At 71.5% G+C, this 24,594-nt stretch carries 22 protein-coding genes; 12 read left to right on the top strand and 10 right to left on the bottom strand.

Annotated features, from left to right (window positions below):
• The first annotated feature begins 80 nt into the window (after positions 1–80).
• On the top strand, positions 81–917 hold the full coding sequence (locus ACIHAR_RS27165; protein ID WP_365472023.1) for an HAD family hydrolase: 837 nt from the start codon (positions 81–83) through the stop codon (positions 915–917).
• A 376-nt stretch (positions 918–1,293) separates the two neighbouring features.
• On the opposite strand, the gene ACIHAR_RS27160 is transcribed toward ACIHAR_RS27165, so the two are convergent.
• The gene (locus ACIHAR_RS27160; protein WP_365472026.1) at positions 1,294–2,118 is read right to left on the bottom strand and encodes an oxidoreductase; all 825 of its coding nucleotides are present in this window, start codon (positions 2,116–2,118) and stop codon (positions 1,294–1,296) included.
• A 101-nt stretch (positions 2,119–2,219) separates the two neighbouring features.
• On the opposite strand from ACIHAR_RS27160, the gene ACIHAR_RS27155 reads away from it, so the two are divergent.
• Complete coding sequence (locus ACIHAR_RS27155) at positions 2,220–3,200, top strand: ATP-binding protein (RefSeq protein ID WP_400022334.1); 981 nt, start codon at positions 2,220–2,222, stop codon at positions 3,198–3,200.
• Between the two features lie 22 nt (positions 3,201–3,222).
• On the opposite strand, the gene ACIHAR_RS27150 is transcribed toward ACIHAR_RS27155, so the two are convergent.
• The gene (locus ACIHAR_RS27150; RefSeq protein WP_400022333.1) at positions 3,223–4,503 is read right to left on the bottom strand and encodes a hypothetical protein; all 1,281 of its coding nucleotides are present in this window, start codon (positions 4,501–4,503) and stop codon (positions 3,223–3,225) included.
• A 337-nt stretch (positions 4,504–4,840) separates the two neighbouring features.
• Between ACIHAR_RS27150 and ACIHAR_RS27145 the strand changes: the two genes are divergently transcribed.
• From ACIHAR_RS27145 to ACIHAR_RS27120, 6 genes are all read left to right on the top strand, one after another.
• Complete coding sequence (locus ACIHAR_RS27145; RefSeq protein WP_400022332.1) at positions 4,841–7,582, top strand: SulP family inorganic anion transporter; 2,742 nt, start codon at positions 4,841–4,843, stop codon at positions 7,580–7,582.
• Positions 7,583–7,925: 343 nt separating this feature from the next.
• Positions 7,926–9,881, top strand: a complete 1,956-nt coding sequence (gene acs, locus ACIHAR_RS27140; RefSeq protein ID WP_400022331.1) for an acetate--CoA ligase — start codon at positions 7,926–7,928, stop codon at positions 9,879–9,881.
• Between the two features lie 202 nt (positions 9,882–10,083).
• Positions 10,084–11,532, top strand: coding sequence for a Na+/H+ antiporter NhaA (gene nhaA / locus ACIHAR_RS27135; protein WP_365467232.1), 1,449 nt, complete (start codon positions 10,084–10,086; stop codon positions 11,530–11,532).
• Positions 11,533–11,613: 81 nt separating this feature from the next.
• Positions 11,614–12,102, top strand: a complete 489-nt coding sequence (locus ACIHAR_RS27130) for a phage holin family protein (RefSeq protein ID WP_365467230.1) — start codon at positions 11,614–11,616, stop codon at positions 12,100–12,102.
• The gene (locus ACIHAR_RS27125) at positions 12,099–13,049 is read left to right on the top strand and encodes an alpha/beta hydrolase (protein ID WP_365467228.1); all 951 of its coding nucleotides are present in this window, start codon (positions 12,099–12,101) and stop codon (positions 13,047–13,049) included. Before ACIHAR_RS27130 ends, ACIHAR_RS27125 begins: the two co-directional genes overlap by 4 nt.
• Before the next feature lie 127 nt (positions 13,050–13,176).
• Complete coding sequence (locus ACIHAR_RS27120) at positions 13,177–13,356, top strand: hypothetical protein (RefSeq protein ID WP_365467226.1); 180 nt, start codon at positions 13,177–13,179, stop codon at positions 13,354–13,356.
• Between the two features lie 45 nt (positions 13,357–13,401).
• Here the strand turns inward: ACIHAR_RS27120 and ACIHAR_RS27115 are convergent, their stop codons facing one another.
• The 3 genes from ACIHAR_RS27115 to nth all read right to left on the bottom strand — a co-directional run bounded on the left by ACIHAR_RS27115 (position 13,402) and on the right by nth (position 16,455).
• The gene (locus tag ACIHAR_RS27115) at positions 13,402–14,601 is read right to left on the bottom strand and encodes a MarP family serine protease (protein WP_384659539.1); all 1,200 of its coding nucleotides are present in this window, start codon (positions 14,599–14,601) and stop codon (positions 13,402–13,404) included.
• 96 nt (positions 14,602–14,697) lie between these two features.
• Complete coding sequence (locus ACIHAR_RS27110; RefSeq protein WP_365467222.1) at positions 14,698–15,393, bottom strand: CoA pyrophosphatase; 696 nt, start codon at positions 15,391–15,393, stop codon at positions 14,698–14,700.
• Positions 15,394–15,486: 93 nt separating this feature from the next.
• The gene (nth, locus tag ACIHAR_RS27105; RefSeq protein WP_400022330.1) at positions 15,487–16,455 is read right to left on the bottom strand and encodes an endonuclease III; all 969 of its coding nucleotides are present in this window, start codon (positions 16,453–16,455) and stop codon (positions 15,487–15,489) included.
• Between the two features lie 275 nt (positions 16,456–16,730).
• Between nth and ACIHAR_RS27100 the strand changes: the two genes are divergently transcribed.
• Together ACIHAR_RS27100 and ACIHAR_RS27095 are read left to right on the top strand one after the other, a co-directional pair.
• Positions 16,731–17,405 carry a Crp/Fnr family transcriptional regulator gene (locus ACIHAR_RS27100; protein ID WP_029382547.1) on the top strand — a complete coding sequence of 225 codons (675 nt, stop codon included), beginning with the start codon at positions 16,731–16,733 and terminating at the stop codon, positions 17,403–17,405.
• A 174-nt stretch (positions 17,406–17,579) separates the two neighbouring features.
• Entirely contained in the window at positions 17,580–18,410 is an 831-nt protein-coding gene (locus ACIHAR_RS27095) for a nucleotidyltransferase domain-containing protein (protein ID WP_365467218.1), read from the top strand.
• A gap of 48 nt (positions 18,411–18,458) precedes the next feature.
• On the opposite strand, the gene ACIHAR_RS27090 is transcribed toward ACIHAR_RS27095, so the two are convergent.
• From ACIHAR_RS27090 to ACIHAR_RS27075, 4 genes are all read right to left on the bottom strand, one after another.
• Entirely contained in the window at positions 18,459–19,289 is an 831-nt protein-coding gene (locus tag ACIHAR_RS27090) for an MBL fold metallo-hydrolase (RefSeq protein ID WP_365467216.1), read from the bottom strand.
• Positions 19,286–20,155, bottom strand: a complete 870-nt coding sequence (locus tag ACIHAR_RS27085; RefSeq protein WP_400022329.1) for an NUDIX hydrolase — start codon at positions 20,153–20,155, stop codon at positions 19,286–19,288. Before ACIHAR_RS27085 ends, ACIHAR_RS27090 begins: the two co-directional genes overlap by 4 nt.
• A gap of 785 nt (positions 20,156–20,940) precedes the next feature.
• Entirely contained in the window at positions 20,941–21,402 is a 462-nt protein-coding gene (locus ACIHAR_RS27080; protein WP_365467212.1) for a RidA family protein, read from the bottom strand.
• Positions 21,399–21,557 carry a DUF4177 domain-containing protein gene (locus ACIHAR_RS27075; RefSeq protein ID WP_003967454.1) on the bottom strand — a complete coding sequence of 53 codons (159 nt, stop codon included), beginning with the start codon at positions 21,555–21,557 and terminating at the stop codon, positions 21,399–21,401. The genes ACIHAR_RS27080 and ACIHAR_RS27075 overlap by 4 nt, the downstream gene beginning before the upstream one ends.
• Positions 21,558–21,697: 140 nt before the next feature.
• On the opposite strand from ACIHAR_RS27075, the gene ACIHAR_RS27070 reads away from it, so the two are divergent.
• Positions 21,698–22,675: an ArsA family ATPase gene (locus ACIHAR_RS27070; protein ID WP_400022328.1), complete on the top strand. Its 978-nt coding sequence runs from the start codon at positions 21,698–21,700 to the stop codon at positions 22,673–22,675.
• On the top strand, positions 22,672–24,006 hold the full coding sequence (locus ACIHAR_RS27065; RefSeq protein WP_400022327.1) for an ArsA family ATPase: 1,335 nt from the start codon (positions 22,672–22,674) through the stop codon (positions 24,004–24,006). The genes ACIHAR_RS27070 and ACIHAR_RS27065 overlap by 4 nt, the downstream gene beginning before the upstream one ends.
• 51 nt (positions 24,007–24,057) lie before the next feature.
• Here the strand turns inward: ACIHAR_RS27065 and wblA are convergent, their stop codons facing one another.
• Complete coding sequence (gene wblA / locus ACIHAR_RS27060; protein WP_264925002.1) at positions 24,058–24,396, bottom strand: transcriptional regulator WblA; 339 nt, start codon at positions 24,394–24,396, stop codon at positions 24,058–24,060.
• Between the last annotated feature and the right edge of the window lie 198 nt (positions 24,397–24,594).

The raw sequence follows: 24,594 nt of genomic DNA, 5'->3' as shown, positions 1-24,594 counted from the left end.
GATCCGTGACTTCCATGGTGTACCCGAGAGCCCTCTCAGGCAAACCCACACGCCCACCTTACGCCGAATGGGCTCCCCCTATGCTCTGCGTTGTGGAAAACCACTCCTTGCCCCGCACAGCGGCCTTCTTTGACCTGGACAAGACGGTCATTGCGAAGTCGAGCACGCTCACCTTCAGCAAGTCCTTCTACCAGGGCGGCCTGATCAACCGCAGGGCGGCCTTGCGCACCGCATACGCCCAGTTCGTCTTCCTCGTGGGCGGTATGGACCACGACCAGATGGAGCGGACGCGCGAGTACCTGTCCGCGCTGGTGCGCGGCTGGAACGTCCAGCAGGTGAAGGAGATCGTGGCCGAGACCCTCCACGCCCTGATCGACCCGCTCATCTACGACGAGGCCGCCTCCCTCATCGAGGAACACCACATCGCGGGCCGCGACGTCGTGATCGTGTCGACGTCGGGCGCCGAGGTGGTCGAGCCGATCGGCGAGCTGCTCGGCGCCGACCGCGTGGTGGCCACCCGCATGGTCGTCGGCGAGGACGGCTGCTTCACCGGCGAGGTGGAGTACTACGCGTACGGCCCGACCAAGGCGGAGGCGATCAAGGAGCTGGCGGAGTCCGAGGGGTACGACCTCTCGCGCTGCTACGCCTACAGCGACTCGGCGACCGACCTGCCGATGCTGGAGGCGGTGGGCCACCCGCACGCGGTGAACCCCGACCGCGCACTGCGCCGCGAGGCCCTCGCGCGCGGGTGGCCGATTCTGGACTTCCACCGGCCGGTGCGGCTGAAGCAGCGCATCCCCTCGTTCTCCGTCCCGCCGCGCCCCGCGCTGGTCGCGGCGGCCGCCATAGGAGCCGCGGCCGCCACGGCCGGACTCGTCTGGTACGCCAGTCGGCGCAGGGCGGCGCCGGCCGTCTGAGCGGAACCGCGCACCCACTCCCACCAGGGCGTCCGTTTACCGCCTCTTTGAGAGTAAAAGTAAAGAAGTGGCGACGGGACTTCCGCTTGCCGGGGTCCTGGAGTACAAAGGACTCAACGGCCCGCGAGACCAAGGACATCCGAAAGGATCACCTTAAATACCGCATTTGGCCCCACGGACCGGTGCATGAACATCGGGCACCCACGCGACGTCGACCCGTCGATTACGGGCCAGCCGCACCAGGTGACGGGCAAAGTTCCCGACCTGATGGGCGACATTCGAGGACGCTTGGTAACTCGATGAGCATGCCAGCGGCGGTACGACAATTCGTACCGCCGCATCTTGTGTCCGGACCCCTCGCGGGGCCTTTTTCCCGTCAGGCCGCCCCGCGCTGCAGCGCCTCGCACACCGCCGTCGACTCACGGGCTCCCAGCTCGACCGCCCGGCCGCAGTGGGCGATCCAGGCCGCCATACCCTCAGGTGTACCGGAGACGTAACCGTCCAGCGCGGCCAGGTAGGCCGCCCGCCCCAGTTCGGCGTGGCCCACCTCGGCCGGGCAGACCGACTTCGGGTCGAGGCCGCTGCCGATCAGGACGATGCGTTCGGCCGCGCGCGCGACCAGGCCGTTGTGGGAGGCGAAGGGGCGCAGAGCGAGCAGTTCGCCGTGGACGACGGCAGCCGTCACCAGGGCGGGAGCGGAACTGCCCGCCACGATCAGCCCGGACAGCCCTTCCAGCCGGCCGGCGACCTCGTCCGCGCCGGGCAGCGGCAGCTCGATCAGCGGCTCGTCGACCTGCTCACCGGCCTGGCGCGGGCGGCCGACCTCGTCGTCCTTGCTCGCCGCGGCCACCAGGTGCAGCCGGGCCAGTACCCGCAGGGGCGACTGGCGCCAGATGGACAGCAGCTGGCCCGCCTCGGCGGTCAGCCGCAGCGCCGCGCCCACGACGCGCGCCTCGTCGTCGGCGCCGAAGTCACTGCGCCGGCGCACCTCCTCCAGGGCCCAGTCCGCACCGGACAGCGCCGCCGAACCGCGGGCGCCGCGCAGGGCGGCCTCGGAGGTGATCGCGGTGCTGCGGCGGCGCATGATGCGGTGCCCGTAGACCCGGTCCACGGCCTTGCGGACGGTCTCGACGGACTCGGCCACACCGGGCAGCGAGCCCAGGGCCGCGAGCGGATCGGCGGGAGCGCCTGTCGTACTCATGGAGACGACACTACGCAACGGGCGCCCGCACCCCTCGATGGAGTGGTCTTCTTCACGCAGCCCTGCCACGCAAAGCTATCAGCGCACTACTCTTGGTGAACATGAAAATTGCTTTCGTCGGGAAGGGCGGCAGCGGCAAGACCACCCTGTCGTCCTTGTTCATCCGCCACCTCGCCGCCACCGGCGCGCCCGTGATCGCGATCGACGCGGACATCAACCAGCACCTGGGAGCCGCGCTCGGTCTGGACGAGGCGGAGGCCGCGGCCCTGTCCGCGATGGGCGACCGGCTGCGCCTGATCAAAGACCATCTGCGCGGCTCCAACCCCCGCATCGCCTCCGCCGACACGATGATCAAGACGACGCCGCCCGGCGAGGGATCCCGGCTGCTGCGGGTGCGCGAGGACAACGCGGTGTACGACGCCTGCGCGCGGACCGTGGCACTCGACGGCGGCGCCGTCCGTTTGATGGTCACGGGCCCCTTCACGGACGCCGACCTGGGGGTCGCCTGCTACCACTCCAAGACGGGAGCGGTGGAGCTGTGCCTGAACCACCTGGTGGACGGACGTGACGAGTTCGTCGTGGTCGACATGACGGCGGGCTCGGACTCCTTCGCCTCCGGCATGTTCACCCGTTTCGACGTCACGTTCCTCGTCGCCGAACCGACCCGGAAGGGGATCTCCGTCTATCGCCAGTACAAGGAGTACGCCCGCGACTTCGGCATCGAGTTGAGGGTCGTCGGCAACAAGGTGCAGGGGCAGGACGACCTCGACTTCCTCCGCGCCGAGGTCGGGGACGACCTGCTCGTGACGGTCGGGCACTCCGACTGGGTGCGGGCCATGGAGAAGGGCCGGCCGCCCCGGTTCGACGCCCTGGAGAAGGCCAACCGCCACGCCTTGGACGTGCTGCGGGCGGCCGTCGACTCGGCGTACGAGCGGCGCGACTGGGAGCGCTACACGCGCCAGATGGTGCACTTCCACCTGAAGAACGCGCAGTCGTGGGGGAACGAGCGGACCGGGGCCGACCTGGCCGCTCAGGTCGACCCCGGCTTCGTCCTCGGCGAGAGCGTCACCGCCTCCGTGTGACGGCCGGCCGGCTCCCCGGCGGCTACTGCTTCGGTGCCGGCGCCCCGGGCACACCCTTCGGCGCCGGCGCGGGGCCACCGGAGAGGAAGGCCGCCCAGCCCTGCTTCGGGGCCTCGCCGACCTTGAGGGTGCCCAGCTTGGCCAGGGTCTGCGGGTCCTGGGCGTCCAGCCAGTCGGCCAGCTGCCGGAAGGAGACACAGCGCACCTCCTCTCTGGTGCAGACCCGCTCCACGACCTCCTGTACGGCGCGCATGTAGGTGCCGCCGTTCCAGGACTCGAAGTGGTTGCCGATGATCAGAGGCGCCCGGTTGCCGTCGTAGGCCCGCCGGAAGCCCATGAGCAGGCCGTCACGCATCTGGTCGCCCCAGAGGTCGTGCTTGGTGGGGTCGCCCTGGGTGTTGGTGCCGGACTGGTTGACCATGAAGTTGTAGTCCATGGTGAGCTGCTCGTAGGAGTGGCCCGGAAAGGGCACGAGCTGCATTGACAGGTCCCACAGGCCCTCCTCCCTGTCGGGCCACACCTGGTTGTTGACGCCGCTGGTGTCGTAGCGGAAGCCGAGCTCCCGGGCGGCCTTCATGAAGTTCTCCCGGCCTTCGAGGCAGGGGGTGCGGGCGCCGATGAGCTCCTTGTCGTAGTCGAAGGGCAGCGGGGACGCCGTCTTCATGCCGGTGTTGGTCTTCCAGGTCTTCACGAACTGCTTGGCCTGGGCGATCTCGTCCCGCCACTCCGCCACCGACCACTCGCCGACGCCGCCGCCCTTGCCGCAGAAGTGGCCGTTGAAGTGGGTGCCGATCTCGTTGCCCTCCAGCCAGGCCAGGCGCAGTTGCCTCACGGTGGCATCGATGCCCTCGTGGTCGTTGAAGCCGATGTCGGAGCGGCCCGGCGAGTGCTGCGGCGGTTTGTAGAGGTCGCGCTTCTCCTCCGGCAGCAGGTACACCCCGCTGAGGAAGTACGTCATGGTGGCGTTGTTGGCCTTGGACACCTGGCGGAAGTGGGAGAACAGCCGCTGGCTGTCCTCGCCGGCGCCGTCCCAGGAGAAGACGACGAACTGCGGCGGCTTCTGGCCCGGCTTCAGGCGTTCCGGTCTGGGCAGGTGCGGCTGGGCGCCGGTGAAGGCGGTGGAACCGTCGCCGATCAGGCGGACCGCGCTCTCGGGAGCCGTGGCCGGCCTCTCCTTCTGCGGGCCCGGCGCCCCTTGCCGGGGACCGTCGGACCGACCGGTTGCCGCCGTGCAACCGGCGAGCGAAGCGGCGGCGGCCGCGGCGACCACGGCGCACGCGGTGATCCTCTGGGTGGCGGCCATCTTCCGCCCACCTTCTTCCTTCTCTCGGACCAACGCCGGCAAGGGCGTTCTGAGGTGGCGTGCCGGGACGAGCCGACAGCGCCGCCAAGGTCGCACGGGACAGAGAAGGAATTAGTACGACAAGCCGACAAAGGACTCACTTCACTCCTGCGGGTGATCTATTGACCCATTTGCCCGAAATAACCATGCTTGGCCTTTACTCTGCATTACGATCTGTTTACCGAGCGTTGATTTTTCATCCCGCCACTGCACGCCGTGACCCACGGCCGCGACCGCCCCCGCCTCGCCGGGGGACCACTTGTTCCGCGACCGCGCTGCCCCGGAGGAGACGGGAAACATGTCAGCCTGCGTCCCCACCCGCACGTCCGACTCGACGCACACCCGGCGCGTCCACCCGCCCCACAGCCCCCCACCGACCCGGCGCCGCCGCTTCCATGTCGCCGGCGCCGACGTGTCCGCCTCGATCGCGGTCTTCCTGATCGCCCTGCCCCTGTCCCTCGGCATCGCCCTCGCCACCGGCGCACCTCTGCAGGCCGGCCTCGTGGCCGCCGCCGTCGGCGGGCTCGTCGTCGGGTGGCTCGGCGGGGCGCCGCTCCAGGTCAGCGGCCCCGCCGCCGGACTGACCGTCGTCACCGCCGACCTCATCCACCGCTACGGCTGGCAGACCACGTGCGCCATCACCGTGCTCGCCGGCCTCGCCCAACTCGGCCTGGGCTGCCTGCGCGTGGCACGCAGCGCGCTCGCCGTCAGCCCCGCCATCGTGCACGGCATGCTCGCCGGCATCGGCGTCACCATCGCCGTCGCCCAACTCCACATCGTCCTCGGCGGCAGCCCGCAGAGCTCCGTCCTCGACAACCTCCGCGCCCTGCCCGCCCAGTTGGCGGATCTGCGGCCGGCCGCCGTGGCGGTGAGCGCGCTGACGCTGGCTCTCCTGCTGCTCTGGCCCCGCCTGCCCGGCCGGATCGGCCGCCTGCTGCGCACGGTGCCCGCGGCGTTGGTCGCCGTCGCCGGTGCCACCGCCACCGCCGTACTCGCCGGCCTGACCCAGCCGAGGGTCGAGCTGCCGTCCTGGAGCAGCCACGCCCTGGCCGGACTGCCCGAGGGACCCGTACTCGGTCTGGTCGCGGCCGTGCTCACCATCACACTGGTGTGCAGCGTTCAGTCCCTGCTGGGCGCGGTCGCCGTGGACAAGCTGATCGCCTCCCGCCCCGGTCTTCCCGCCCGGGTCGGGCGCTCCGACCTCGACCGCGAACTGCTCGGGCAGGGCGCCGCCAACGTGGTCTCCGGAGCACTCGGCGGACTGCCGGTCGCGGGCGTGGCCGTGCGCAGCACCGCGAATGTGCGCGCCGGTGCCGTCAGCCGGAACTCCACGATGCTGCACGGCGTTCTCGTAGTAGTCGCCGCGCTGTTGATGGTCCCGCTGCTGGAGCTCATCCCGCTCGCCTCGCTCGCCGCCCTGGTGATGGCCGTCGGCATCCAGATGGTGTCCCTGCACCACATCCGCACGGTGACCCGCCACCGAGAGGTGCTGGTGTACGCCGTCACCACCCTCGGCGTGGTGCTCCTCAACGTCCTGGCGGGCGTGGCGCTGGGGATCGCGGTGGCCGTCGCCGTCTCCCTGCACCGTCTCGCCCGCACCCGCATCACCCATCACGAGCAGGAAGGAGTCCATCACGTACGTGTCCGAGGACAGTTGACGTTCCTCGCGGTGCCACGGCTCAGCCGCGCCCTGCACCTCGTGCCCCAAGGCACGCATGCGGTGGTCGAGTTGGACGGCTCCTTCATGGACCACGCGGCGTACGAGACCCTGCAGGACTGGCGGAAGACGCACACCGGGCAGGGCGGCTCCGTCGACCTGACCGGCCGCCGCTCCGGCACCGGTGTCACGGCCGCCGAGCCCACCGCCATCGAGGATCCCGACCCCACCCAGGAGGCGGGCACCTCCCTGGCCGGCTGCCGCTGCCGTCCCTGGACACCCTGGCGCAACCACCAGTGCGAGGGTCGGAAGATCACGCCTTCGCCCCTGTCGTTGGCCTCGCCCGGCGGCCGTACGGACGGACACCCACAGGACGGGACCTCGGCAGGAAAGCCGGACGGACAGGCCGGCGGACCTCTCGGCGGGCCCTCCAGGCCCGACGGGTCCGCCGACGGGTCCGACGGGTCTGGGACGTCCGACGGGCACGGGGCGGCCGACGGGTCCCCCGAAGCGGCCAGGTCAGCCGGGCCCACCGGTTCTGCCGGGTCCGCCGGCTCTGCCGGGTCGGGCAGGCCCGCCGACACCGCGCCGAGCGCTCACCAACTCGTCCGTGGTATCAGCGCGTTCCAGCGCAACACCGCGCCTCTGGTGCGGGATGAGCTGGCGCGGCTGGCCCGGGAGGGACAGCGCCCGTCCCAGCTCTTCCTCACCTGCGCCGACTCACGGCTGGTCACCTCGATGATCACCTCCAGTGGTCCCGGCGACCTGTTCGTGGTGCGCAACGTGGGGAACCTGGTGCCGCTGCCCGGAGAGGAGAGCGGGGACGACTCGGTGGCGGCCGCCATCGAGTACGCGGTGGACGTGCTCGAGGTGCGGTCCATCACGGTGTGCGGGCACTCCGGGTGCGGGGCCATGCAGGCATTGCTCAGCTCCGAATCCGGCAGCGGCGGCGGCGCGCAGACTCCGCTGAAGCGGTGGCTGCGGCACGGGCTGCCGAGCCTGGAGCGGCTGGCCGACGACAGCCGCCCCTGGGCCCGGCTCGCCGGGCGGGCGCCGGCCGACGCGGTCGAGCAGCTCTGCCTGACCAACGTGGTTCAGCAGTTGGACCACCTGCGCGCGCACGAGTCGGTGGCCCGGGCATTGCGGGCCGGCGCGCTGGAGCTGCACGGGATGTACTTCCACGTCGGTGAGGCCCAGGCGTACCTGCTCACCGAGAGAGGCGGGGAGGAGGGCGGGCTCTTCCACCACATCGGAGTGCCCGAGGTGGCGGATGCTTCCGACGGCCCCCATGCCCCCACGGGCTCGGAGGCCTCCTCTATCCCGGAGACCTCGGACGTCCGACGAGTCTCCTCGGCCCCGCAGGTGTCCGACGTGTCCGCCTGAAGCCGGTGCCGGTGTGCCGGTCCCCGTCGGGCGGGGGCCGCACACCGGCGGCGCCGTCACCCACCCGGAACCCCGGTCACGGTCTCGCCGGCACGCCCACGCAGGCGCGCCGGAGTCACCGGAACCGCCCGGGGGATGTGAAAGGCGTTACAGCGGCTGAACTCCGGCCGGTCGGCGTCCGTGGCTACGGATGACCCCGGCCGACGGCCGGGCCGACGGAAGCAACCCGGAACACGACCTGAACAGGTCTAAACCAATTTTCCGTCGGCCCTTGTCACCGGGCACCCGGGTCTGATGAGCTGTGGCCTGGGACACAACGGACACCCTTCGAGAGGGAGATGTCGTGAGCAACGAGAGCCTGGCCAACCTGCTCAAGGAAGAGCGCAGGTTTGCGCCCCCCGCCGAGCTGGCCGCGCACGCCAACGTCACGGCGGAGGCGTACGAACAGGCCAAGGCTGACAGGCTCGGCTTCTGGGCCGAGCAGGCCCGCCGACTGACCTGGGCCAAGGAGCCGACGGAGACGCTGGACTGGTCGAACCCGCCGTTCGCCAAGTGGTTCAAGGACGGCGAGCTCAACGTCGCGTACAACTGCGTCGACCGCCACGTGGAGGCCGGGTACGGCGACCGGGTTGCGATCCACTTCGAGGGAGAGCCCGGGGACAGCCGCGCGATCACCTACGCCCAGCTCAAGGACGAGGTCTCCAAGGCCGCACATGCCCTGCTGGAGCTGGGAGTGCGCAAGGGCGACCGCGTCGCCGTCTACATGCCGATGATCCCCGAGACGGCGGTCGCGATGCTGGCGTGCGCCCGTATCGGCGCCACGCACTCCGTCGTCTTCGGCGGTTTCTCGGCGGACGCGCTGGCCACCCGCATCCAGGACGCCGACGCCAAGGTCGTCATCACGTCCGACGGCGGCTACCGGCGCGGCAAGCCGTCCGCGCTCAAGCCGGCCGTCGACGAGGCGATCTCCAAGGTCGACAACGTGGAGCACGTGCTTGTGGTCCGCCGTACCGGGCAGGACGTCGCGTGGGACGACAGCCGGGACGTGTGGTGGCACGACATCGTGGACCGGCAGCCGGCCGAGCACACGCCCGAGGCGTTCGAGGCCGAGCACCCGCTGTTCATCCTCTACACCTCCGGTACGACGGGGAAACCGAAGGGCATCCTGCACACCTCCGGCGGCTACCTCACCCAGGCCGCCTACACCCACCACGCCGTCTTCGACCTCAAGCCGGAGACCGACGTGTACTGGTGCACCGCCGACGTCGGCTGGGTCACCGGGCACTCGTACATCGTCTACGGGCCGCTGGCCAACGGCGCGACCCAGGTCATGTACGAGGGCACGCCCGACACCCCGCACCAGGGCCGGTTCTGGGAGGTCGTGCAGAAGTACGGGGTGACGATCCTGTACACGGCGCCGACCGCCATCCGTACGTTCATGAAGTGGGGCGACGACATCCCCGCGAAGTTCGACCTGTCCAGCCTGCGGGTCCTCGGGTCCGTGGGTGAGCCGATCAACCCCGAGGCCTGGATCTGGTACCGCAAGCACATCGGGGGCGACCGTACGCCGATCGTGGACACCTGGTGGCAGACCGAGACCGGCGCGATGATGATCTCGCCGCTGCCGGGCGTCACGGAGACCAAGCCGGGCTCCGCGCAGACGCCGCTGCCCGGCATCTCCGCGACCGTCGTCGACGACGAGGCGAACGACGTACCCAACGGAGGTGGCGGCTACCTGGTCCTGACCGAGCCGTGGCCGTCGATGCTGCGCACCATCTGGGGCGACGACCAACGGTTCATCGACACGTACTGGTCCCGCTTCGAGGGCAAGTACTTCGCCGGTGACGGCGCGAAGAAGGACGACGACGGAGACATCTGGCTGCTGGGCCGGGTCGACGACGTGATGCTCGTGTCGGGCCACAACATCTCCACCACCGAGGTGGAGTCGGCACTCGTCTCCCACCCGTCGGTCGCCGAGGCGGCGGTCGTCGGCGCGGCGGACGAGACGACGGGCCAGGCGATCGTCGCCTTCGTCATCCTGCGCGGTACGGCGTCGGAGGACGAGAGGCTCGTCGACGACTTGCGCAACCACGTCGGCGCGACCCTCGGCCCGATCGCCAAGCCCAAGCGGATCCTGCCGGTGGCCGAGCTGCCGAAGACGCGTTCCGGCAAGATCATGCGCCGTCTGCTGCGGGACGTCGCCGAGAACCGCCAGCTCGGAGACGTGACCACCCTGACCGACTCCACGGTCATGGATCTCATCCAGGCGAAGCTGCCGGCCGCGCCGAGCGAGGACTAGGCGACCGGGGACCGGCCGAGCGGGAGTAGTCGTACGCCGACAGGGGCACCCGGTGACCAGTGCGCCGGGTGCCCCTGTCGCACATCACGCGAAGATCACCGGGACCCCGCACGGCGCAGCTTAGGTAAGCTAAACAAACAGGTGAGCCGGGAAGTCTGGTCGGCACGTGTTCCGTCCTGCCCACCGACCGAAGGTGTCCCCCGTGACCGCGCCCCGTACAACCGCTCCCCGCAAGGTCCTCGGACGGCTGTCCCTCCCCGAGCGGACCTTCGTCGCGGACGCCCTGCGCACCGAGACCGTCGGCGGTGTGCTGCTGCTCGTCGCCGCTGTCACCGCGCTGGTCTGGGCGAACGTACCCGCGCTGCACGACAGCTACGAGACGGTCAGCCACTACCACCTCGGTCCCGAGGCCCTCGGGCTGAACCTGTCCATCGCCCACTGGGCCGCCGACGGTCTGCTCGCCGTCTTCTTCTTCGTCGCCGGCATCGAACTCAAGCGCGAACTGGTCGCCGGAGACCTCAAGGATCCCCGGGCCGCGGTCCTGCCCGTGGTGGCCGCCCTGTGCGGCATGGCCGCACCGGCACTCGTGTACACGCTCACCAGCCTCACCGGCGGCGGCTCGACGGACGGCTGGGCCGTGCCCACCGCCACCGACATCGCGTTCGCGCTGGCCGTGCTCGCCGTCATCGGCACGTCCCTGCCGAGCGCACTGCGCGCCTTCCTGCTCACGCTCGCCGTCGTCGACGACCTCTTCGCGATCCTGATCATCGCGGTGTTCTTCACCGACACCCTGAACTTCGCCGCCCTCGGCGGCGCGGTCGCCGGCCTCGCCGTGTTCTGGCTGCTGCTGCGCAAGGGCGTCCGCGGCTGGTACATCTACGTCCCGCTCGCGGTCGTCGTCTGGGCCCTGATGTACAACAGCGGCATCCACGCCACCATCGCCGGCGTCGCGATGGGGCTGATGCTGCGCTGCACCACCCGGGAGGGCGAGGAGCGCTCCCCGGGCGAGCGCATCGAGCACCTGGTACGGCCCCTGTCCGCAGGACTGGCCGTCCCCCTGTTCGCCCTGTTCAGCGCCGGTGTGGCCATCTCCGGCGGGGCGCTCGCGAAGGTGTTCTCCCAGCCGGAGACCCTCGGCGTGGTGCTGGGACTGGTCGTCGGCAAGACGATCGGCATCTTCGGCGGAACATGGCTGACCGCCCGCTTCACCCGGGCCTCGCTCAGCGAGGACCTCGCCTGGGCGGACCTCTTCGCCGTCGCGACGCTGGCCGGCATCGGCTTCACGGTCTCCCTGCTCATCGGCGAGCTGGCCTTCGAGGGCGACACGGCCCTCACCGACGAGGTCAAGGCCGCCGTCCTGACGGGCTCGGTGATCGCGGCGGTTCTGGCGAGCGTCCTGCTGAAGATCCGCAACGCCAAGTACCGGCGCCTGTGGGAGGCCGAGCAGCGTGACGACGACCTCGACGGTATCCCCGACGTCTACGAGGAGCACGACCCGGCGTACCACCTGCGCATGGCCGCCATCCATGACCGCAAGGCGTCCGAGCACCGGCGGATCGCCGCGGAGATCGCCCGGGAGAAAGGCGCCGCGGGGACCGGGCTTGCCGAAGTGACGGGCAGGGCGGGCGAGGAGGGCGACCGTCCGGCATGATCTGACGGGACGGTACAAAAGACGGGACCGCACGCAGTCAGGCAGAAGCCGGCGGAACCGTACAAGACGAGGGAGACCGCGATGAGCGCACCCGACGGCAGCCCGGTCGGCGCCGAACGCAGCATCGGCCAGCTGTTCGCCTCCGCGACGACCGAGATGTCGGCGCTGGTGCACGACGAGATCGCGCTGGCGAAGGCGCAGCTCAAACAGGACGTCAAGCGCGGCGCGACGAGCGGCGGCGCGTTCACGATGGCCGGCGCGATCCTGCTCTTCTCGCTGCCGATGCTCAACTTCGCCCTCGCCTACGGCATCCGGACCTGGAGCGACTGGAACCTCGCGATCTGCTTCCTGCTGTCCTTCGCGGCCAACGTCCTGATCGCCCTGGTCCTGGTGCTGGTCGGCGTCGTCTTCGCGAAGAAGGCCAAGAAGGGCAAGGGCCCGCAGAAGGTCGCCGCCTCCGTGAAGGAGTCCGCGGGCGTCCTGCAGAAGGCCAAGCCGCACCCGAGGCCCGAGCTCGCGCGGGACCGGGCTCCGGAGGCCATCGAGGCTGTGGCACGCTCGTCGTCATGACGGACCCCGCCACGCCTTCGGCGCTACCTGCCTCGGTCGTACGACCCGACGTCGTCGACGGCCGAAAGGTGACCCACCGGGAGGTCGCCGCCAACGGCGCGCGCTTCCACATCGCCGAGCTGGGCGACGGCCCCCTCGTCATGCTGGTGCACGGCTTCCCCCAGTTCTGGTGGACCTGGCGGCACCAGCTGACCGCGCTGGCCGACGCGGGCTTCCGGGCCGTCGCGATGGATCTGCGGGGTGTCGGCGGCAGCGACCGCACGCCCCGCGGCTACGACCCGGCCAACCTGGCCCTCGACATCACCGGCGTGATCCGCTCCCTCGGCGAGCCGGACGCCGCGCTGGTCGGCCACGACCTGGGCGGCTACCTGGCGTGGACGGCGGCCGTCATGCGCCCCAAGCTCGTACGGCGGCTCGCGGTCGCCTCGATGCCGCACCCCCGGCGCTGGCGCTCGGCGATGCTCGCCGACGTCCGGCAGACCTCCGCGAGCTCCCACATCTGGGGTTTCCAGCGGCCCTGGATCCCGGAGCGGCAGCTGACCGCCGACGACGGAGAACTGGTGGGCCGGCTGATCCGTGAGTGGTCCGGGCCCTCGTTGCCGGAGGACGAGGTGCTGGAGAGGTACCGGCGCGCGATGTGCATCCCCTCCACCGCGCACTGCTCGGTGGAGCCGTACCGGTGGCTGGTGCGGTCACTGGCCCGCCCGGACGGCATCCAGTTCTACCGGCGCATGAAGCGGCCCGTGCGCGTGCCGACGCTCCATCTGCACGGCTCCCTCGACCCGGTGATGCGCACCCGCAGCGCGGCCGGCTCCGGGGAGTACGTCGAAGCGCCGTACCGCTGGCGGCTGTTCGACGGACTCGGCCACTTCCCGCACGAGGAGGACCCGGTCGCTTTCTCCACCGAACTGATCAATTGGCTGAAGGATCCCGAACCCGATCGGTGACCAGGACATCGCGCCCGGTATCCGATCCTGAACACCTGTACTACGAACAGCCAATTGCCCGGCGCATAGGCCAATTGGCGGGCCCGCGGGCGGTTATCGACCTTGGGGCGGGGGCAGACGTCGGGGTATGGGCTGGACGCACGACTACAGTGACGTAGCACGCAACCGCCGCTCGGCCACGGGCCTGAGCTCCCACCAACGAGGGACCGCGCCGCAATCGGGCAGCGACCTCCGGGTGGGCATTCCGCATATCCTGCGCCGCCGGGCCCGCTGGGTCTCGGTACGCCTGCGTCACCCGCGCGGGTGACACGCTCCGCGCGGCGACACACCCGCCTGCGACACACCCCCCGCGCTACAGCGCGCAGTTGTCGCTGTCCACTTCCTGGTTGGCGGTGCGTCCCCGGGCGATGTCGTCCCGGATCTCGTCCGCGGTGAGCGCGTAGCCGGTGTCGGCGTCGTCGAGGGACTTGGCGAAGACCACGCCGTACACCTTGCCGTCGGGCGTGAGCAACGGGCCGCCGGAGTTGCCCTGGCGGACGGTCGCGTACAGCGAGTAGACGTCACGGCGGACGGTGCCGCGGTGGTAGATGTCCGGGCCGTTGGCCGTGATGCGCCCGCGCACGCGCGCGGACCGCACGTCGTACGCGCCGTTCTCCGGGAAGCCCGCGACGATCGCGCTGTCGCCGCTCGCCGCGTCCTCGGTGGTGAAGCGCAGGACGGGCGCGTCGAGGTTCGGTACGTCGAGGACGGCGATGTCGCGCTTCCAGTCGTACAGCACGACGGTGGCGTCGTACTTGCGGCCCTCGCCGCCTATCTGGACGGTGGGCTCGTCGACGCCGCCCACGACGTGCGCGTTGGTCATGACGCGGCGCTCGCCGAAGACGAAGCCGGTGCCCTCCAGGACCTTGCCGCAGCTCTCCGCGGTGCCCGTGACCTTGACGATGGAGCGCTGCGCGCGCGTGGCCACCGCGCTGCCCGCGAGGGCCGGGTCCGGTGGCCGGACGTCCGTGATCGGCTCGTTGGAGAACGGACTGAAGACCTGCGGGAAGCCGTTCTGCGCGAGGACGGAGGAGAAGTCGGCGAACCAGGTGTCGGCCTGGTCGGGCAGCGCGCGGGCCACCCCGAGCAGCACCTTGGAGTTGCGGACCTCCTTGCCCAGCGTGGGCAGGGTGGTGCCGGCGAGGGCGGAACCGATCAGCCACGCCACGAGCAGCATGGCGACGACGTTGACGAGCGCGCCGCCCGTCGCGTCCAGCGCGCGGGCCGGGGACCAGGTGATGTACCGGCGCAGCTTGTTGCCGAGATGGGTGGTCAGGGCCTGGCCCACGGAGGCGCAGACGATCACGACGACGACCGCGACGACGGCGGCGGTCGTGCTCACCTCGGAGTTGTCGGTCAGCGCGTCCCAGATGACCGGCAGCAGGTAGACGGCGACGAGGCCGCCGCCCAGGAACCCGATCACCGACAGGATGCCGACGACGAAGCCCTGGCGGTAGCCGACCACCGCGAACCAGACGGCCGCGACCAGCAACAGGATGTCCAGCACGTTCACCGTTTCAGGCCTCGCCTCTTTCTTCCCCGGCCAGTGCAGGTCGGCCGGAGGTCCGGGGGGTGTGCCCCGGGTAGACACAGCACGGAGGACACCCTGTCATGACCGCCAGTCGAGCGGGACCTGCTTCTCACGGTCCCAGGGGCGCTCCCACCCCGCGTAGTGCAGCAGGCGGTCGATCAGGCCTGCGGTGAAGCCCCACACGAGCGCCGATTCGACCAGGAATGCCGGGCCGCGGTGACCGCTCGGGTGGAAAGTGGTGGCGCGGTTGCCGGGGTCCGTGAGATCCGCCACGGGGACCGTGAAGACGCGGGCGGTCTCGTTGGGGTCGACCACTCCGACCGGGCTGGGCTCCCGCCACCAGCCGAGGACGGGCGTCACGACGAAGCCGCTGACCGGGATGTACAGCTTGGGCAGCACGCCGAAGAGCTGGACGCCGGCGGGGTCGAGGCCGGTCTCCTCCTCGGCCTCGCGCAGGGCCGCCCGCAACGGCCCGTCGCCGTGCGGATCGCCGTCCTCCGGGTCGAGGGCGCCGCCCGGAAAGGACGGCTGACCGGCGTGCGACCGCAGGGAGCTGGCCCGCTCCATGAGCAGCAGCTCCGGGCCACGCTCGCCCTCACCGAAGAGGATCAGCACCGCCGACTGGCGCCCCGCGCCGTCCTCCGGCGGCAGGAACCGGCTCAGCTGGAGCGGCTCCACCGTCTCCACGGCACGCACGACCGGCTCCAGCCAGCCCGGCAGCCCCTCCTTGCTGACCGTCACCGCACCACCCTGCGTGTCACTCGCCCGTGTCACCGCACACCACCCCCGCTCCTCCGGTCCAACGCCCCGGGCGCCCTAGATCGTTCCGCAGAGGGCGCCGGGAGGGCGCCCGGCGGACCACAGCCGTCACCCGGCCCCCAGCGGCGGAGCCGGCCTGCCGCCGGCGTCCAGGTAGGCCTGCGGCGGGTTCAGGCGCTGTCCCGGGAAGCCGCCCTTCTCGTACTTCAGGAGCTTCCTGGCCTTCTCGGGGTCCGTCTCGCCCTCGCCGTACGCCGGGCAGAGCGGGGCGATGGGGCACGCGCCGCAGGCGGGCTTGCGGGCGTGGCAGATGCGGCGGCCGTGCCAGATGACGTGGTGGGAGAGGTCCGTCCAGTCGCTCTTGGGGAAGAGCGTGCCGATCTCGGCCTCGATCCGGTCGGGGTCGGTCTGCTCGGTCCACTGCCAGCGCCGCACCAGCCGCTGGAAGTGCGTGTCCACGGTGATCCCCGGCCGGCCGAACGCATTGCCCAACACCACGAAGGCGGTCTTGCGGCCGACGCCGGGCAGCTTGACCAGGTCCTCCAGCTTCCCGGGGACCTCGCCGCCGAACTCCTCCACCAGGGCCTTCGACAGCCCTATCACCGACCTGGTCTTGGCCCGGAAGAAGCCGCAGGGGCGCAGGATGTCCTCGACCTCCTCCGGGTCGGCCGCGGCCAGGTCCTCGGGGGTCGGGTACTTCGCGAAGAGGCCGGGGGTCGTCTGGTTCACCCGGAGGTCGGTGGTCTGGGCCGACAGCACCGTGGCGACGATCAGCTGGAAGGGGTTCTCGAAGTCCAGCTCGGGGTGGGCGTACGGGTAGACCTCGGCGAGCTCCCGGTTGATCCTGCGGGCGCGGCGGACGAGAGCGGTACGGGACTCGGGCTTCCGGACCGCCGCGACCTTCTCGGCAGGAGCCGTCGCCACCTTCTTCGCGGACGGCGTCACCGTCGTCTTCGCACGTGCCGTCGCCGTCTTCTTCGCAGGCGCCGCCCCCGTCTTCCGCGTGGGCGCCTTCTTCGTCACCTTTGCCGCCTTCCCGGCCGACTTGTCCTCGCCGCCGGAGCCATGTTCGCCCACAGCGGAATCGCGACGTACAACCACCCGCTCAGCCCCCTTGGCCTGTGCTTCACCGGCGACTTGGACACCCGGCCAGCCTAAAGCCACCCACCGACATCCGCCCCGGACCCACAAGATCAGCCCCCAATTGGACCCCTGCCGCTTACCCCGGGACACCTGTGCGGCATCCTTGTGACAGATCACACTGTTTGGACCGTCCGGCAAAATGGGGAACACGGTCCCCTGACACAACGGGGGAGCAAGTTCCCCTGAGCAGGTCGACAAGGAGAGAACTCGTGGACGACGTTCTGCGGCGCAACCCGCTCTTCGCGGCTCTCGACGACGAGCAGGCCGCGGAGCTGCGCGCCTCCATGAGTGAGGTGACGCTCGCCCGTGGCGACTCCCTGTTCCACGAGGGCGACCCGGGCGACCGGCTCTACGTCGTCACCGAGGGCAAGGTCAAGCTCCACCGCACGTCCCCCGACGGCCGCGAGAACATGCTGGCCGTGGTCGGACCCGGCGAGCTCATCGGCGAGCTGTCGCTCTTCGACCCGGGCCCGCGTACGGCCACGGCGACCGCGCTGACCGAGGTCAAGCTGCTCGGCCTGGGCCACGGCGACCTCCAGCCCTGGCTGAACGCCCGCCCCGAGGTGGCCGCCGCGCTCCTGCGCGCCGTCGCCCGGCGCCTGCGCAAGACCAACGACGCCATGTCCGACCTGGTCTTCTCCGACGTGCCCGGCCGCGTAGCCCGCGCCCTGCTGGACCTCTCCCGCCGCTTCGGCGTGCAGTCCGAGGAGGGCATCCACGTCGTCCACGACCTCACGCAGGAGGAGCTGGCCCAGCTCGTCGGCGCCTCCCGCGAGACCGTGAACAAGGCCCTTGCCGACTTCGCCCAGCGCGGCTGGCTCCGCCTGGAGGCGCGAGCGGTCATCCTGCTCGACGTGGAGCGGCTCGCCAAGCGTTCGCGGTAACCCGTTTCCGGGGGCGCCGGTAACCCCCCTTCCGGGGGAGCCCGCCCCTGGACCTCCGCACCGTCCCGTACGGCCCCGGGGCCGGCCCCGGTCCCGGCGGCCTGACTGGCGGTGTCCCGCTGACCCGCACCGAAATTCCGAGCATCCGGGGCCGGCCCGGTGCACAGTGACCGCATGGCCGAAACCCCGCACCGCAGAGGACTCGACACACAGGGCCACATCGCCCGCGAAGGCTCCCTCGCGCGCGTGCCCGACGGTTTCCGCCCCGTCGTCGCCGCCGCCCGGGACCGGCTCCCGGACCTCTTCGGGCCGCGGCTGCACAGCGCGTACCTCTACGGCTCGGTCCCGCGCGGCACCGCGCGCGTGGGGCGCAGCGACCTGGACCTCCTGGTCGCCCTGCACGACGAGCCGACCGAGGCGGACCGGGCCGGTGGCCGTGCGCTGGTCGAGGCGCTCGACGAGGAGTTCCCGCAGATCGACGGCGGCGGAACGCTGCTCTACAGCCGCGCCCGCCTGCTGAGCGACCTGGAGACCCACGACCTGGGCTTCTTCGTGGCGTGCCTGTGCACGCCCCTCCTCGGGGACGACCTCGCCGAGCACCTGCCCCGCTACCGCCCCGACTCGCTGCTCGCGCGCGAGACCAATGGCGACCTCGCCCTGCTCCTGCCGCGCTGGCGGGAGCGCGTCGCCGGGGCCGCCGACACGGAGGAGGCCCGCCGGCCCCTCGTCCGGTTCATGTCCCGCCACCTCGTGCGCACCGCGTTCACCCTGGTCATGCCCCGCTGGAACGGCTGGACCAGCGACCTGTTCGAGATGGCGGAGGCGTTCGCAGGGTGCTACCCCGCGCGTGCGGCGCAGGTGCGGGCAGCGGCCGTACGCGGCTACGAGCCGGCCGGGGACCCGGCCGTCCTGCGCTCGTACCTCGACGACCTCGGACCGTGGCTCGCCGGGGAGTACGCGCGCGTGCACGGCGTCAAGGCGGCCAGACCGACCGGGACCGGGTGACGCGGACGGACCGGACGGCCGGCGGAGTGGGCGGCCGGGTGGAGAGGGCTAGATGAGGCCGTGCTCCTCCAGGTACTCCATCTGCGCCCGTACGGACAGCTCCGCCGCGGGCCACAGGGAGCGGTCGACGTCGGCGTAGACGTGCGCGACCACCTCGGCGGCGGTGCCGTAGCCGTCCTCGACGGCCGTCTCGACCTGGGCGAGGCGGTGGGCGCGGTGGGCGAGGTAGAACTCGACGGCGCCCTGGGCGTCGTCCAGCACGGGGCCGTGGCCCGGGAGGACCGTGTGGACGCCGTCGTCGACCGTCAGGGACCTGAGCCGCCGCAGGGAGTCCAGGTAGTCGCCCAGGCGGCCGTCGGGGTGCGCCACGACCGTCGTACCGCGGCCGAGGACGGTGTCGCCGGTCAGGACCGCGCGGTCGGCGGGGAGGTGGAAGCAGAGGGAGTCGGCGGTGTGACCGGGGGTCGGGACGACCCGTAGCTCCAGGCCACCGACGGTGATCACGGAACCGGCGGCCAGTCCCTCGTCGCCCAGCCGCAGCGCCGGGTCCAGGGCACGGACCTTGGTGCCGGTCAACTCGGAGAAGCGGGCGGCGCCTTCTGCGTGGTCGGGGTGGCCGTGTGTGAGCAGGGTCAGGGCGACACGCTTGCCGGCCTTCTCGGCGGTGTCGACGACCCTGCGCAGGTGGCCGTCGTCCAGGGGGCCCGGGTCGATCACGACGGCCAGGTCGGAGTCGGGCTCGGAGACGATCCAGGTGTTCGTGCCGTCCAGGGTCATCGCGGAGGCGTTGGGCGCGAGGACGTTCACCGCGCGGGCGGTGGCGGGACCGGAGAGGACACCCCCGCGAGGCCGGCCGGGAAGGGCTGCTGCGTCCGTCATGCGGGTGCTCCACCTGTGGGGATGTGCTTGGTGAACTCGTCGTGGCCCGGCCAGGACAGCACGACCTCGCCGTCCTCGAGCCGCGCCCGCGCCAGCACGGGAGTGAGGTCGCGCGCGGGAGCGGCGGCCAGGGCCTCGGCGGCCGTGGCCCAGGGCGCAAGCTGACGGAGGGTCGCGATGGTGGGCGGCATCATCAGCAGTTCGCCCTTGTCGTACGAGGCCGCCGCGTCCGCCGGGCGGATCCAGACGGTGCGGTCGGCCTCCGTGGAGGCGTTGCGGGTGCGCTGGCCCTCGGGGAGGGCGGCGACGAAGAACCAGGTGTCGTAGCGGCGGGACTCGAACTCCGGGGTGATCCATCGCGTCCAGGCGCCCAGCAGGTCGGAGCGCAGCACCAGGCCCCGGCGCTCGAGGAACTCCGCGAAGGACGTCTCACGGGCCACCAGGGCCGCCCGGTCGGCCTCCCAGTCGGCGCCGGTCGTGTCCCCGACGACCGACTCGGGGGTCGGCCCGGCCAGCAGGACGCCCGCCTCCTCGTACGTCTCCCGTACGGCCGCGCAGACGATCGCCTGGGCGCCCGCCTCGTCCACACCCAGCCGATCGGCCCACCACGCGCGCGTGGGACCCGCCCAGCGCACGTGCCGGTCGTCGTCCCGCGGGTCGACACCACCACCCGGATAGGCGTACGCGCCTCCGGCGAAGGCCATGGAGGCCCGTCTGCGCAACATGTGGACGACGGGACCGCCGTCCCCGTCCTTCAGCAGCATGACGGTCGCCGCACGTTTCGGGGCGACCGGCTCCAGGGTGCCGTCCGCGAGCGCACGGATACGGTCCGGCCAGTCCGCTGGAAACCACTGCCCATTCGCCATGGCCGGAGGCTATCCCGTGGTGCGCGAATGTTCGAGAGGTGCCTGGGGGGAGGGGGCCGGGGCGGGGCGATGCCGGGCGGGCGTCGGAAGCGCGGGGCTCCAGGGCGGCGCCGCGCGCGGGCGCCGCCGGGGCGGCGCGGGCGGGCGTCGGGGCGGGGCCGCGCGGGCGGGCGTCGGGAGCCCGGACGTCCGGCACGGGCGGGGCGGCGCGTTCGGGGCGCACCGGCAACGGGGACACGGGAGCGGTCGGCTGACGGCCGTCGGCCGCAGCGACCGACGGGCCAGGCGGGCAGGTCCTGCTGGGGGCAGTACGGCCCGCTGCGTGCGCTCCGGAAGCGCCGGCACCGACGCGGGCAGCACGAAAGCCGACACACAAGGCGGCTCCCACGCGCGGGCGTCGCCCCCGAGGGGGGCTGAAGCCCGCCAGGCCGGTCGAGTAGTGCCCGGTTGCCCTGGGGCAGGCGGGCACAAAGGCGAGCATGTAGAGGGCGGACACGTACCCGTACGGGCGCCCACTCCCGGACTACGGCCACCCACCCGAGCGCTCCGCCCGGCCAGGCACGGCACGGCACGCGCCGACCCTACCCCCGACCTTGGCCCCGGCCACGGCTTGGCAGCGCCTCCGCGGGTACGCCGTACGAACGAGCCTGCCGCCGCCGGGCCCAGGAGCCACCGGACGCCAACCGCCGGACGACCCCCAGCCCCAAGCACTCAGCCCCAGGCACCCGGCATCGGTATCAGCACCGGTATCGGCACCGGCACCGGCACCGGCACCGGCACCCGGGTTACGCCAACTCGACCTGGATCTCGACCTCGACCGGTGCGTCCAGGGGGAGCACCGCGACGCCGACCGCGCTGCGCGCGTGGACGCCCTTGTCCCCGAGGACCTCGCCGAGGAGTTCGCTCGCGCCGTTGAGGACGCCCGGCTGGCCCGTGAAGTCGGAGGCGGAGGCGACGAAGCCCACGACCTTCACCACGCGCGCGACGCGGTCCAGGTCGCCCGCGACCGACTTGACGGCGGCCAGGGCGTTCAGCGCGCAGATGCGGGCGAGGTCCTTGGCCTCCTCGGGGGTGACCTCCGCGCCGACCTTGCCGGTGACCGGCAGCTTGCCGTCCACCATGGGCAGCTGGCCGGCCGTGTACACGTACGGCCCGGTCTGCACGGCGGGCTGGTAGGCCGCCAGCGGAGGGACGACCGCCGGCAGGGTCAGGCCCAGCTCGGCGAGCCTCGCCTCGACCGCGCTCACGCCTTCTCCCGCTTCAGGTAGGCCACGAGCTGCTCGGGGTTGTTCGGGCCGGGCACGACCTGGACGAGCTCCCAGCCGTCCTCGCCCCAGGTGTCCAGAATCTGCTTCGTGGCGTGGACGAGCAGCGGCACGGTTGCGTATTCCCACTTGGTCATGGGCCGACTGTATCCGCTGTGGACCGCGTGGCTCGTTTCAGGCCGCGCGGCCGGTTCCCGGCCCCTGGGACACGGGTCCGTACGCCCGTTGTCCACAGCCTCCCGATTGGCTCGGGCGCCGACTGGTTACGCTCGAAGACGTGAGCAGGCTCCAGGTCGTCAGCGGCAAGGGCGGGACCGGAAAGACGACGGTCGCCGCCGCACTCGCGCTGGCCCTCGCGACCGAGGGGAAGCGGACGCTTCTCGTCGAGGTCGAGGGCCGGCAGGGCATCGCACAGCTCTTCGAGACGGAGGCGCTTCCGTACGAGGAGCGCAAGATCGCCGTCGCACCCGGGGGCGGGGAGGTGTACGCCCTCGCCATCGACCCCGAACTGGCCCTTCTGGACTACCTCCAGATGTTCTACAAACTGGGCAGCGCCGGCCGGGCCCTGAAGAAGCTCGGCGCGATCGACTTCGCCACCACCATCGCGCCCGGGCTGAGGGACGTACTCCTCACCGGCAAGGCGTGCGAGGCCGTGCGCCGCAAGGACAGGAGCGGGCGTTTCGTATACGACTACGTCGTCATGGACGCCCCGCCGACAGGCCGCGTCACCCGCTTCCTGAACGTCAACGACGAGGTCGCGGGCCTGGCCAGGATCGGCCCGATACACAATCAGGCGCAGGCCGTGATGCGGGTGCTGAAGTCGTCGGAGACCGCTGTTCACCTGGTGACGCTGCTGGAGGAGATGCCCGTCCAGGAGACCGCGGACGGCATCGCCGAACTGCGGGCCGCGAGGCTCCCGGTGGGCCGCATCGTCGTCAACATGGTCCGTCCGGAGGTGCTGGACGCGGACGAGCTGGAACTCCTGCGGACGGTGGGGCGTTCCTCGGTTGCGCGATCGCTGTCCGCCGCGGGGCTCGGCGGGGCGCGGCGCGGCGGGCACGCCGAGCGGCTGGTGGACCCGCTGCTGGAGCAGGCCGGGGAGTACGCCGAGCGGTATTCGCTGGAGCAGGAGCAGCGGTCCGTCCTGGCCGAGCTGGGTCTGCCGCTGCACGAACTGCCGCTGCTCGCCGAGGGCATGGACCTCGCGGGCCTGTACGAACTCGCCACCGAGCTGCGGAAGCAGGGGATGTCATGAGTCCGGACCAGACTCACGACCAGGGGAGCACCCGGCACGGCCTCTCCCCCGCGCGCGTGCTGGACATCGACCCGCTGCTCGACGACCCGGCGACGCGCATCGTGGTGTGCTGCGGCTCGGGCGGTGTCGGCAAGACGACGACGGCGGCCGCGCTGGGCCTCAGGGCGGCCGAGCGGGGCCGCAAGGTGGTCGTGCTCACCATCGACCCGGCGCGCCGGCTCGCGCAGTCCATGGGCATCGACTCGCTCGACAACACCCCGCGCCGTGTGAAGGGCGTCGAGGGCGACGGCGAACTGCACGCGATGATGCTCGACATGAAGCGCACCTTCGACGAGATCGTCGAGGCGCACGCGGACGCCGAGCGGGCTGCCGCGATCCTGTCGAACCCCTTCTACCAGTCGCTCTCGGCGGGCTTCGCGGGCACGCAGGAGTACATGGCGATGGAGAAGCTGGGGCAGCTGCGGGCGAAGGACGAGTGGGACCTGATCGTCGTCGACACCCCGCCGTCCCGTTCGGCGCTGGACTTCCTGGACGCGCCCAAGAGGCTCGGATCGTTCCTGGACGGCAAGCTGATCCGTGTCCTGCTCGCCCCCGCCAAGGTCGGCGGCCGAGCCGGGATGAAGTTCCTCAACGTCGGGATGTCGATGATGACCGGCGCGCTCGGCAAGGTGCTCGGCGGTCAGCTGCTGAAGGACGTGCAGACGTTCGTGGCGGCGATGGACTCGATGTTCGGCGGCTTCCGCACCCGCGCGGACGCGACGTACAAGCTGCTCCAGGCGCCCGGGACGGCGTTCCTGGTGGTGGCGGCCCCCGAGCGGGACGCGCTGCGGGAGGCGGCGTACTTCGTGGAGCGGCTGGCCGCCGAGGAGATGCCGCTGGCCGGACTGGTGCTCAACCGGGTCCATGGCAGCGGCGCCGCCCAGCTGTCCGCCGAACGGGCGCTCGCCGCCGCCGAAAATCTTGAGGAGCCCCGCATTGTGGATCAGGACGGCGGGAAAGCTGGACTTCGTAACTCTCCCGACACGTACGGCAGTTCAGAGTCGCCCGCATCCGGGCCCCCGGCGTCCGGATCCGCGGCATCCGAGTCCGACTCCCCCACGGACACGGAACGGACCGTGGACGACCTGACCGCGGGCCTGCTGAGGCTGCACGCGGACCGTATGCACCTGCTCTCGCGCGAGCAGCGCACGCGCGACCGTTTCACCGCGCTCCATCCCGAGGTGGCGGTCGCCGAAGTAGCGGCGCTGCCCGGCGACGTCCACGACCTCGTGGGACTGCGGGACATCGGGAACCGGCTCGCGGCCAACCGGCCGGAGCTGCCCGGCGGCTGAGCCGGCTGGACCGGCCGCGCCGAGGGTTGCCCGCCGAGGGGAGGGGTGCCCTCAGCTCACCGCCGCGTAGTTCTCGTACACCTGGTCGTCGTCGAGCGAGACGATGCCCGCGCCGCGCTCGTACTCCGAACGCGCCGTCTCCAGCAGCCGGCGCCAGGACGTGACGGTCGGCCGCCTGCGCAGCAGTGCGCGGCGCTCGCGCTCCGTCATGCCTCCCCACACACCGAACTCGACACGGTTGTCGAGCGCGTCGGCCAGGCATTCCGTGCGTACCGGGCATCCGGTGCACACCGCCTTGGCCCTGTTCTGCGCTGCTCCCTGAACGAACAGTTCATCCGGATCGGTAGTGCGGCAGGCAGCCTGCGCACTCCAGTCGGTTACCCAGCCCATACCGGCGCCGTCCTCTCCCGAATCGAGGCTCCCCCACGGCGGCAGCGGCATATTCACCGCCGCCAGTTGAGGACGTTACGGAAGGTGGGCACAGCGCAACACCCCCTTCGGGCCCAATCTTGAATGGCCCGAACGGACTATGGGTAAGCGGCAGATCACCCGGGGGAGTGAGCCTGCGACATGCGCGACTATCCCGGC

The organism is Streptomyces sp. NPDC052016 (genome assembly GCF_044548445.1).
Lineage (GTDB): Bacteria > Actinomycetota > Actinomycetes > Streptomycetales > Streptomycetaceae > Streptomyces.
This window is presented reverse-complemented; position numbering and strand designations above follow the sequence as displayed.

Excerpts from the sequence above, each read along its gene's own strand:
- ACIHAR_RS27130 (WP_365467230.1), top strand. The coding sequence starts at position 11,614 with ATGAGCGCACCCGACGGCAGCCCGGTCGGCGCCGAACGCAGCATCGGC.
- ACIHAR_RS27120 (WP_365467226.1), top strand. The coding sequence starts at position 13,177 with ATGGGCTGGACGCACGACTACAGTGACGTAGCACGCAACCGCCGCTCG.
- ACIHAR_RS27145 (WP_400022332.1), top strand. The coding sequence starts at position 4,841 with ATGTCAGCCTGCGTCCCCACCCGCACGTCCGACTCGACGCACACCCGG.
- ACIHAR_RS27155 (WP_400022334.1), top strand. The coding sequence starts at position 2,220 with ATGAAAATTGCTTTCGTCGGGAAGGGCGGCAGCGGCAAGACCACCCTG.
- ACIHAR_RS27125 (WP_365467228.1), top strand. The coding sequence starts at position 12,099 with ATGACGGACCCCGCCACGCCTTCGGCGCTACCTGCCTCGGTCGTACGA.
- ACIHAR_RS27075 (WP_003967454.1), bottom strand. The coding sequence starts at position 21,557 with ATGACCAAGTGGGAATACGCAACCGTGCCGCTGCTCGTCCACGCCACG.
- ACIHAR_RS27165 (WP_365472023.1), top strand. The coding sequence starts at position 81 with ATGCTCTGCGTTGTGGAAAACCACTCCTTGCCCCGCACAGCGGCCTTC.
- ACIHAR_RS27090 (WP_365467216.1), bottom strand. The coding sequence starts at position 19,289 with ATGACGGACGCAGCAGCCCTTCCCGGCCGGCCTCGCGGGGGTGTCCTC.
- ACIHAR_RS27160 (WP_365472026.1), bottom strand. The coding sequence starts at position 2,118 with ATGAGTACGACAGGCGCTCCCGCCGATCCGCTCGCGGCCCTGGGCTCG.
- wblA (WP_264925002.1), bottom strand. The coding sequence starts at position 24,396 with ATGGGCTGGGTAACCGACTGGAGTGCGCAGGCTGCCTGCCGCACTACC.
- ACIHAR_RS27085 (WP_400022329.1), bottom strand. The coding sequence starts at position 20,155 with ATGGCGAATGGGCAGTGGTTTCCAGCGGACTGGCCGGACCGTATCCGT.
- ACIHAR_RS27150 (WP_400022333.1), bottom strand. The coding sequence starts at position 4,503 with ATGGCCGCCACCCAGAGGATCACCGCGTGCGCCGTGGTCGCCGCGGCC.
- ACIHAR_RS27065 (WP_400022327.1), top strand. The coding sequence starts at position 22,672 with ATGAGTCCGGACCAGACTCACGACCAGGGGAGCACCCGGCACGGCCTC.
- ACIHAR_RS27095 (WP_365467218.1), top strand. The coding sequence starts at position 17,580 with ATGGCCGAAACCCCGCACCGCAGAGGACTCGACACACAGGGCCACATC.